Here is a 9262-nt window from a genome sequence, read left to right on the forward strand (position 1 = left end):
CTTGCTCCTACCCCAACACAATCTGATTCTTGCCCAGACGCTTGGCCTGATACATCGCCGCATCCGCCCGTGAAAACAGGCTATCGAGCACCTCATCCGCCTCAGTCATGCTGGTCAGCCCCTGGCTCACGGTAATGCCATAGGTTTGACCGTCGTGCTCGAAACTCAGGCGCTGAATTTCTCGCTGCAAGCGCTCGGCTACCTGTTTGGCCATCTCCAGTGGGCAGCCGGGAAAGACCGCGGCAAATTCTTCCCCGCCGATTCGTCCGAACAGGTCGCCGCGACGCAGCACGGCCTTGCCGCTGTCGGCCAGGCGTTGCAGCACCTGGTCGCCCTCGGGGTGGCCGTATTGGTCGTTGATCAGTTTGAAATCGTCGATGTCCAGCAGCAAAAACGAGAGGGGTGACCCATCAAGGCGGGCTTTCTCGAATTCCCGGTGAGCGCATTCAAAAAAGTGCCGGCGATTGCTGCTTTGGGTCAACACATCGGTGGTGGCCAGGCGATGCAGCTCGCCTTCCAGCTGCTTTTTCTCGGTGATGTCTTCGGCAATGCCGACCACGATGGTGTGATCGCCGGCTTCGCTTTGCTGGCTGATAAAGCATTTATCACTGAGCCAGCGGATCTCGCCATCAGCGCTGATGATGCGGTACTCGCGGTCCTCCACTGCACCTTGGGTCAAGACCTGCGCAAGGCTGCGTTCGGCGTATTCCAGGTCGTCGGGGTAAATGCTGTCGCGCCATTCGTTGTAGTCGGCCAGTACCAGGCCCACCGAACGGCCGAAAATTCGCTCATAGGCGGGGCTGACGTAGAGCATTTTCTGGGATTCCCAATCGAAGGCCCACAGCACGGCGTTGACGCTGACCAGCAGGGAGCTGAACAGCTGTTCGCGCTCGCTCAGGCGCGCCACTTCACCCTGGGCATGCATCAAGGCCAACAGGGTTTCTGCCGCTTCGGGCATTCGATTGAGGGGGAACGAAAACGAACTCTTGTTGACCATACACTACTGCTCGAAAGGCTCGGCTGAATCGCTACGCAAGGCGCCTGAAAACGAGCGGGCACAAGCCAACCCGCCGCGCAGACGATATGGCATCAGAAAGTAGTATGGATGCGAAGTTCCGACCGGCGCGCCCCGGAACAGAGCGCGCCGATCAACGGCTTCAGGCGGTGGCGGGGCGCAGCGAGTAGGTTTTCAGCTGGGTCGCGAAGTCGCGCAGCGACTGGATGCCACTGGCCTCGGCTTCATGTACCCAATCCTTGATGGCAGCGAGCATGTCGTGGCCATTGGAGCTGGTGCGCGCCCAGATCTGCTGCAGGGCCAGGCGTTTTTCGTAGATGACTTTCAAGGCCTGGCTGTGTTCGAGCATGGTCTGGATCCGCGCGTGATGGCGGTCTTCGAGCAGGCTCGGCTCACGCGAGAGCAGGCGCTTGGCGCGGTGGAACTGGTGGCGAACCGAATGATCGACCTTGGCCAGCTCCTGCTGCACCAGCGGTGCGATCACCAGCTTGCGGTATTGGGCCATGATCTGGAACCGGTTGTTGAGGATGGCCATGGCGGTGTCCATGTCCAGGTGCCGCTTGCCCTCGACCCGGTGGGCAATTGGCGCCACGCGCTGAACCTTGGCCAGGCGCAGGAAGCTGAACACCTGGATCCATGCCCAGCCCATGTCGAACTCCCACTTTTTCACCGAGAGCTTGGCCGAGTTGGGGTAGGTGTGGTGGTTGTTGTGCAGTTCTTCGCCACCAATGATGATGCCCCACGGCACCAGGTTGGTCGCGGCGTCGCGGCATTCGAAGTTGCGATAGCCGACCGCATGGCCCAGGCCGTTCACCACGCCCGCGGCCCAGAACGGAATCCACATCATCTGGATCGCCCAGACGGTGATGCCGATCACGCCAAACAGCGCCAGGTCGATCACGGCCATCAGGGCAACGCCTGCCAGCGGGAAGCGCGAATACAGGTTGCGCTCAATCCAGTCTTCGGGGCAGTTCTTGCCGTAGATACGCAGGGTGTCGGGGTTCTCCGCTTCCGCGCGGTACAGCTCCGCGCCTTTGCGCAGCACGGTCGAAAGGCCTTTGACCACCGGGCTGTGGGGGTCGTCGACGGTTTCGCACTTGGCGTGGTGCTTGCGGTGCACCGCCGTCCATTCGCGGGTGTTCTGGGCGGTGGTCAGCCACAGCCAGAAACGGAAGAAATGCTTGAGCCCGGCGTTCAGCTCCAGGGAGCGATGGGCGGAGTATCGATGCAGGTAAACCGTGACGGCGACGATGGTCACGTGAGTCATCAACAGAACGACAGCCACCAGTTGCCAGACTGACAGGTCGAGTAAACCGTTGTACCACATAGGCGGTGGGGCCCTCGGAAAGAGTAGGAACAGCAAAGGGCATTATCCCCATGCCTAGTGAGAAAACCAGTCACGCTTTTAGATAAAAGTCGCTGAATGTTTCTGCTTGCGACCGACTTGGCGACTCAGGTCAGGAAATGGCGCGGCCTTGCCCCCTATAATTCGTTTCTTTTGAAGCGGCCATACACGACCTTCTATGTCGATTTCTTCTCGAGACGCGCTGCGCACTGCGCTTTTCTATCTGCTGGCGGCGGTCCTGTGGCTGTCACTGTCTGATCAAATATTGAACAGTCTTTTCGATGATTCCGCCGAACGCGCCTGGTGGCAGGCGATCAGTGGATACCTTGGGGTGGCGATCACTTCGGCTCTGATCTTTGTTTCTCGCACCCGACTGCTGCGTTTCATCGGCCTGGGAGCGTTGATGCGGCGTGAGGACCGGGAGCGGCTGCGCATGGCGGCCGCGGTGTTCGACAGCTCGCTGGAAGGCGTGCTGGTCACTGATGCCGAGAGTCGCATCGTGCATGTGAACAAAGCCTTCATGGACATTACCGGCTATCAGGTCGAAGAAGTGCTCGGCCAGCCGCCGAGCAAATTCAAGTCCGGCCGCCATGACGGCCGCTTCTACCAGCACATGTTCAACAGCCTTGCCGAGCACGGCCAGTGGAGCGGCGAGATCTGGAACCGGCGCAAGAGCGGGGAGATCTACCCGCAATGGCAGACCATCAGCGCGATCAAGGACGACAGCGGCCGGGTCAGTCATTACGCCGCGGTGTTCAGTGATATCAGCGCGATCAAGCACTCGGAGCGCGAACGCGCGCACCTGACCCACTACGACCCTTTGACCGATTTGCCCAACCGCCTGCTGTTCAACGATCGCACCGCCCAGGCGCTGGTCGTGGCCAAGACCCACAAGCGCGGCTGTGCCTTGCTGGTGCTGGATCTGGACCACTTTCAGAGTATCAATGACAGCCTCGGGCACACTTTCGGCGACCAGTTGCTCAAGGCTGTCGCCGTGCGCCTCAAAGGGCTGCTCGATGACGGTGTGACCCTGGCTCGGCTGGGCGGCGACGAGTTCGCCGTGCTTTTGGAAAACTGCCCGCAGCTGGGCCTCGCTGCGAGCCAGGCGCAAGCGTTGTTGGACGGGCTCAGGGAGCCTTTCGTGCTGGACGGCCATCAGCTGTTTGTCAGCGCCAGTATCGGTATCAGCCTTTACCCCAGTGATGCGCTGGACGCCGTGCAGCTGTTGCGCAATGCCGACTCGGCCCTGTTCAAGGCTAAAAGCTGCGGCCGCGCCGGGTATGCCTTGTACACCGAAGAACTGACCACCCATGCCCAGCACCGGGTCGAGACCTCAGCCGAGTTGCGCCGGGCACTGGAACAGGAAGAACTGCGAGTGTTCTACCAGCCGGTGCATGACCTGCTCAGCAACCGGATGATCGGTGTCGAGGCGCTGGTGCGCTGGGAGCACCCCGAGCGCGGGCTGGTCCCGCCGGGTGAATTCATCCCGATCGCCGAGCGTACTGGCTTGATCGCCGACATTGACACCTGGGTCATGCGTCAAGCCTGTGCGCAGATGGTCACTTGGCAGCGTAACGGCAAAGTGCTCGACTTTGTTGCGGTGAATGTCTCCAGCCGGCTGTTTGCTCATCGAGAGTTGTACCGGCAAGTGGCCCGGATACTCGACGAAACCGGGCTGGCGCCCGCCTGCCTGGAACTGGAAGTGACCGAAAGCGCGGTCATGGACGACCCCGACAGCTCGCTGGAACAGATGCATCGATTGCGTGAACTGGGCCTGCAACTGGCCATCGATGATTTCGGCACTGGCTACTCATCCCTGCTTCGCCTCAAGCGACTGCCGGTGCAAAAGCTCAAGATCGACCAGGGCTTCGTCAGCGGCTTGCCGACGGACGAAGACGACGTCGCCATCGTTCGGGTCATCATCGCCCTGGCCAAGAGCATGGGCATGACGGTGCATGCCGAAGGCGTCGAACAGGCCGAGCAGGCGCGCTTTCTGCTGGAGCAGCAGTGCGATGTGGCGCAGGGCTGGTGGTTTGGGCGGCCGGTGCCGGCTGAGCGGTTGGTGTTCAAATAAAACTCAAAAGCATCGCGGGCAAGCCCTGCTCCTACAAGCAAACAGTAGGAGCAGGGCTTGCCCGCGATGCTTTCAGCGCTTCTCGGTAAATTCGAAAATTCAGTTATATAAACATTCTTAAACAGTATTTTTAAGAATATCTCGGCCTCACTAAGATGAGCTCCAAGCCAATCGCAGTCGCCGGGCACCGACCCTACGGCACGGCATTTCTCATTCTTCAGGAGCACGAGCATGAGCGCATCTCTGCGTAGCGTTGACGGTCAGGACGAAGCCACCATTCTGCGCGAGATTCAGAGCGCCTTGCGCGACCTGCGTTTCGGTGCAGTGGAAATCACGGTGCACAACGCACAAGTCGTGCAGATCGAACGCAAGGAAAAGTTCCGCCTGCAAAACCCTGGCAACAAGCCCACCTGAAGCCAAGCCTGCCGCACACATATTAGAAAAATAGCCAATCGGGAGCTTCACCATGTCCATCCGCCGTTATGCCCTGGCTGCACTTGCCAGTGCTGTTTTTGCCGGTTCCGCCATCGCCAAGGACTACGAACTGCTGAACGTGTCCTATGATTCGACCCGCGAGCTGTATCAGCAGTACAACGCCGAGTTCATCAAGCACTGGCAACAGGCGCACCCGGACGACAAGGTGGATATCAAGCAATCCCACGGTGGTTCGGGCAAACAGGCCCGTGCGGTGATCGATGGATTGCGCGCTGACGTGGTCACCCTGGCCCTGGCCGGTGACATCGACGAAGTGGCCAAGCTGGGCAAGTCCCTACCGGCGGACTGGCAGACCCGCCTGCCGGATGCCAGCACCCCCTACACCTCGACCATCGTGTTCCTGGTCCGCAAGGGCAACCCAAAAGGCATCAAGGACTGGGGCGACCTGATCAAGAAAGACGTCTCGGTCATTACCCCTAACCCGAAAACCTCCGGCGGTGCCCGCTGGAACTTCCTCGCCGCCTGGGCCTATGGCCTGCAAGCCGGTGGCAGCGAAGCCAAGGCTCAGGAGTACGTGAAGGAGCTGTTCAAGCACGTTCCGGTGCTGGACACCGGCGCCCGTGGCTCGACCATTACCTTCGTCAACAACGGCCAGGGTGACGTATTGCTGGCCTGGGAAAACGAAGCCTTCCTGGCCCTCAAGGAAGACGGTGGCAACGACAAATTCGAAATCGTCGTGCCGTCGCTGTCGATCCTGGCCGAGCCACCGGTGGCCGTTGTCGACAAGAACGCCGTGAAGAAGGGCAATGAGCAGATCGCCCAGGAATACCTCAAGCACCTGTACAGCCCGGCCGGTCAGAAGATTGCAGCCGAAAACTTCTACCGTCCGCGCGACGCGAAAGTCGCTGCCGAATTCGGCAAACAGTTCCCGAAACTGGATCTGGTGACTATCGACAAAGACTTCGGCGGCTGGAAAACTGCCCAACCCAAGTTTTTCAACGACGGTGGAGTGTTCGACCAGATCTACACGGCACAGTGAGTTCAACCGCCCGTAGAAACGCCGTTCAGTAGCCAAGCATGGGCCCGGGATTCGTCCCGGGCTTTTGTGCGTTAACCAAGGACTCTTATGTCACGTCGTATCTCCCCCGTCATACCCGGCTTCGGGCTGACGCTGGGCTACACCTTGGTGTACCTCAGCCTGATTGTGCTCATACCGCTGGCCGCCATGTTTGTACATGCCGCCCAGCTCACCTGGGAGCAGTTCTGGAACATCGTCAGCGCACCGCGGGTGCTGGCGGCCCTCAAGCTGAGTTTCGGCACCGCCCTGTACGCCGCCATCATCAATGGTGTGATCGGTACGCTGCTGGCCTGGGTGCTGGTGCGCTACACCTTCCCGGGACGCAAGATCATCGATGCGATGATCGACCTGCCGTTCGCACTGCCCACCGCCGTGGCCGGCATCGCCTTGACCGCCCTCTATGCACCGGGCGGCCTGGTCGGCCAGTTCGCCACCGACCTGGGCTTCAAGATTGCCTACACCCCCCTGGGTATCACGCTGGCGCTGACCTTCGTCACCCTGCCGTTCGTGGTGCGCACGGTGCAGCCGGTTCTGGCCGATATTCCCCGAGAAGTTGAAGAAGCCGCGGCCTGCCTGGGCGCCAAGCCCCTGCAAGTCTTTCGCTACATCCTTGCTCCCGCGCTGTTGCCGGCCTGGCTGACCGGTTTCGCCCTGGCGTTTGCCCGCGGCGTGGGTGAGTATGGTTCGGTGATTTTCATCGCCGGCAACATGCCGATGAAAACCGAGATCCTTCCGCTGCTGATCATGGTCAAGCTCGACCAATACGACTACACCGGCGCCACGGCCATCGGCGTGCTGATGCTGGTGGTTTCCTTCATTCTGTTGCTGCTGATCAACTTGTTGCAGCGGCGCATTGAAAAACCTTGAAGGGGGCCTGAAGCATGTCTGCATCTTCGATTTCGGCCGCTGCATCGGCCAACGCCGCACGCCGCGGCAGCGCCACATCACGGCGTATCCTGATCAGCCTTGGCTGGTTGATCTTCGCGCTGTTTCTGCTGTTGCCTTTGTTTATCGTGGTGTCCCAGGGCCTGAAGCTTGGCCTGGGGGCTTTCTTCACCGCGATCTTCGAGCCCGACGCGCTCTCGGCCCTGAAGCTGACGGTCATCGCGGTGTTGATCTCGGTACCCCTGAACCTGATATTCGGGGTCAGCGCGGCCTGGTGCGTGAGCAAGTACTCGTTTCGTGGCAAGAGTATCCTGGTGACGCTGATCGACCTGCCGTTCTCGGTCTCGCCGGTGATCGCGGGCCTGGTCTATGTGTTGATGTTCGGCGCCCAGGGCCTGTTCGGGCCATGGCTGCAGGACCATGACATCCAGATCGTCTTCGCCTTGCCTGGCATTGTGCTGGCGACCATCTTCGTCACCGTGCCGTTCGTGGCCCGTGAGCTGATCCCGCTGATGCAGGAGCAGGGCACCCAGGAAGAAGAAGCGGCGCGCCTGTTGGGCGCCAATGGCTGGCAGATGTTCTGGCACGTGACCGTCCCCAACATCAAATGGGGCCTGATCTACGGCGTGGTGCTCTGTACGGCCCGGGCCATGGGTGAATTCGGCGCGGTGTCGGTGGTCTCCGGGCACATCCGCGGGGTGACCAACACCTTGCCGCTGCATGTCGAGATCCTTTACAACGAATACAACCACGTCGCGGCCTTCAGCGTGGCGAGCCTGTTGCTGATCCTGGCGCTCTTCATCCTGCTGCTCAAGCAGTGGAGCGAGTCCCGCATTAACCGTCTGCGCAACAGCGCAGCGGAGGAATAATTCATGTCGATCGAAGTTCGTAATGTCAGTAAGCGCTTCAACGCTTTCCAGGCCCTGAACAGCATCAATCTGGATATCCAGAGCGGTGAACTGGTGGCCTTGCTCGGCCCGTCGGGCTGCGGCAAGACCACCCTGTTGCGGATCATCGCCGGCCTGGAAACGCCTGACCAGGGCAGCATCGTGTTCCATGGTGAAGACGTGTCCGGCCACGATGTACGCGACCGTAACGTCGGTTTTGTATTCCAGCACTATGCGCTGTTCCGCCACATGAGCGTGTTCGACAACGTCGCCTTTGGCTTGCGCATGAAGCCCAAGAGCGAGCGCCCGAACGAAACCCGGATCGCCGAGAAGGTCCATGAACTGCTGAACATGGTCCAGCTCGACTGGCTGGCGGACCGCTACCCGGAGCAGCTGTCCGGCGGCCAGCGTCAACGGATCGCCCTGGCCCGTGCGCTGGCGGTGGAGCCCAAGGTGCTGTTGCTCGACGAGCCGTTTGGCGCCCTCGACGCCAAGGTTCGCAAGGAGCTGCGTCGCTGGCTGGCGCGGCTGCACGAAGACATCAACCTGACCTCGGTGTTCGTGACCCACGACCAGGAAGAAGCCATGGAAGTGGCGGACCGCATCGTGGTGATGAACAAGGGCGTGATCGAGCAGATCGGCTCACCGGGCGATGTGTACGAAAACCCGGCCAGCGATTTCGTCTACCACTTCCTGGGTGATTCCAACCGCCTGCACCTGAGCGATGATCGCCATGTGCTATTCCGTCCTCACGAAGTGTCGCTGTCGCGCCATGAACTGGAAGACCACCACGCCGCCGAAGTACGCGACATCCGCCCACTGGGCGCGACCACGCGGGTGACGTTGAAGGTCGAAGGGCAGAGCGATCTGATCGAGGCCGAAGTGGTCAAGGACCACGACAGCCTGATCGGCCTGTCGCGTGGCGAGACCTTGTACTTCAAGCCCAAGGTCTGGCAGAAAGTCGAGAACCTCTAAACCCTGAAAAACATCGCGGATAAATCCGCTCCCACATAAAGCAGCTCCTCAAATGGTGAGTGGGGAGATTTTAGGTGGGAGCGGATTTATCCGCGAATAGCGTCTGTGCAGTCAAAAAGCCGACCGCTTGTCCCGCACCTTCACCGGGCCAACCCGCCGCTCGATCTCCCGCTTCAACTCCCCGCGCATCCCCAGCAAGAACCCCAACTCCGCCACCACGAACAACGGCCCGACGATCAAGCTCATCAGATCATCGACAAACGCCGGTTTGCGGCCTTCGAAGTAGTGGCCGACAAACTGAATCGCCCAACCCAGTACAAACAACCCAAGCCCCGCGCTGAGCCAGACCATCGTGCTCTGGTTCGCCAGCAGTTCGCCGGCCCACAGGCAAAGCCCCAGCGGTATCGATATCAGCACACCGAATTGTTTGTCCAGTCGCAGGCGGCGTTTTTCAAGGTAGTTGTCGCGTCAGCCGTCTAACTATGCCGCTCTTTTCTCGACCTGTTGCTCTCGATCCGGGTTCAACAACACGGTACCGATCGGCTCCCAGTTACGCGTCCGGCCTGAC

8 protein-coding genes and 1 pseudogene are annotated in these 9262 nt (G+C 60.4%); 6 read left to right on the top strand and 3 right to left on the bottom strand.

Annotated features, from left to right (window positions below):
• Positions 1 to 7: 7 nt before the first annotated feature.
• Positions 8 to 997, bottom strand: a complete 990-nt coding sequence (locus tag GUY40_RS25730) for a sensor domain-containing diguanylate cyclase (RefSeq protein WP_166571722.1) — start codon at positions 995 to 997, stop codon at positions 8 to 10.
• A gap of 160 nt (positions 998 to 1157) precedes the next feature.
• The gene (gene desA, locus GUY40_RS25735; protein ID WP_166571723.1) at positions 1158 to 2342 is read right to left on the bottom strand and encodes a delta-9 fatty acid desaturase DesA; all 1185 of its coding nucleotides are present in this window, start codon (positions 2340 to 2342) and stop codon (positions 1158 to 1160) included.
• A 196-nt stretch (positions 2343 to 2538) separates the two neighbouring features.
• Between desA and dibA the strand changes: the two genes are divergently transcribed.
• The 6 genes from dibA (at position 2539) to GUY40_RS25765 (ending at position 8694) form a co-directional block, all read left to right on the top strand.
• Positions 2539 to 4434, top strand: coding sequence for a phosphodiesterase DibA (dibA, locus tag GUY40_RS25740; protein WP_166571724.1), 1896 nt, complete (start codon positions 2539 to 2541; stop codon positions 4432 to 4434).
• A 231-nt stretch (positions 4435 to 4665) separates the two neighbouring features.
• Complete coding sequence (gene oscA / locus GUY40_RS25745; protein WP_166571725.1) at positions 4666 to 4848, top strand: sulfur starvation response protein OscA; 183 nt, start codon at positions 4666 to 4668, stop codon at positions 4846 to 4848.
• 52 nt (positions 4849 to 4900) lie between these two features.
• Complete coding sequence (locus GUY40_RS25750) at positions 4901 to 5908, top strand: sulfate ABC transporter substrate-binding protein (RefSeq protein ID WP_166571726.1); 1008 nt, start codon at positions 4901 to 4903, stop codon at positions 5906 to 5908.
• 87 nt (positions 5909 to 5995) lie between these two features.
• A complete protein-coding gene (gene cysT, locus GUY40_RS25755; RefSeq protein WP_166571727.1) occupies positions 5996 to 6814 on the top strand; it encodes a sulfate ABC transporter permease subunit CysT in 819 nt (272 codons plus the stop codon).
• Positions 6815 to 6828: 14 nt separating this feature from the next.
• Positions 6829 to 7701: a sulfate ABC transporter permease subunit CysW gene (gene cysW / locus GUY40_RS25760; protein ID WP_166571728.1), complete on the top strand. Its 873-nt coding sequence runs from the start codon at positions 6829 to 6831 to the stop codon at positions 7699 to 7701.
• A gap of 3 nt (positions 7702 to 7704) precedes the next feature.
• Positions 7705 to 8694 carry a sulfate/molybdate ABC transporter ATP-binding protein gene (locus tag GUY40_RS25765; protein ID WP_166571729.1) on the top strand — a complete coding sequence of 330 codons (990 nt, stop codon included), beginning with the start codon at positions 7705 to 7707 and terminating at the stop codon, positions 8692 to 8694.
• A gap of 111 nt (positions 8695 to 8805) precedes the next feature.
• Here the strand turns inward: GUY40_RS25765 and GUY40_RS25770 are convergent.
• Positions 8806 to 9135: pseudogene (locus tag GUY40_RS25770) on the bottom strand (DUF962 domain-containing protein); the annotation flags it as partial.
• Positions 9136 to 9262: the final 127 nt, after the last annotated feature.

It is taken from the genome of Pseudomonas sp. R5(2019), assembly GCF_009905435.1.
In the GTDB taxonomy this organism is placed as follows: Bacteria; Pseudomonadota; Gammaproteobacteria; order Pseudomonadales; family Pseudomonadaceae; genus Aquipseudomonas.

Excerpts from the sequence above, each read along its gene's own strand:
- GUY40_RS25730 (WP_166571722.1), bottom strand. The coding sequence starts at position 997 with ATGGTCAACAAGAGTTCGTTTTCGTTCCCCCTCAATCGAATGCCCGAA.
- desA (WP_166571723.1), bottom strand. The coding sequence starts at position 2,342 with ATGTGGTACAACGGTTTACTCGACCTGTCAGTCTGGCAACTGGTGGCT.
- dibA (WP_166571724.1), top strand. The coding sequence starts at position 2,539 with ATGTCGATTTCTTCTCGAGACGCGCTGCGCACTGCGCTTTTCTATCTG.
- oscA (WP_166571725.1), top strand. The coding sequence starts at position 4,666 with ATGAGCGCATCTCTGCGTAGCGTTGACGGTCAGGACGAAGCCACCATT.
- GUY40_RS25750 (WP_166571726.1), top strand. The coding sequence starts at position 4,901 with ATGTCCATCCGCCGTTATGCCCTGGCTGCACTTGCCAGTGCTGTTTTT.
- cysT (WP_166571727.1), top strand. The coding sequence starts at position 5,996 with ATGTCACGTCGTATCTCCCCCGTCATACCCGGCTTCGGGCTGACGCTG.
- cysW (WP_166571728.1), top strand. The coding sequence starts at position 6,829 with ATGTCTGCATCTTCGATTTCGGCCGCTGCATCGGCCAACGCCGCACGC.
- GUY40_RS25765 (WP_166571729.1), top strand. The coding sequence starts at position 7,705 with ATGTCGATCGAAGTTCGTAATGTCAGTAAGCGCTTCAACGCTTTCCAG.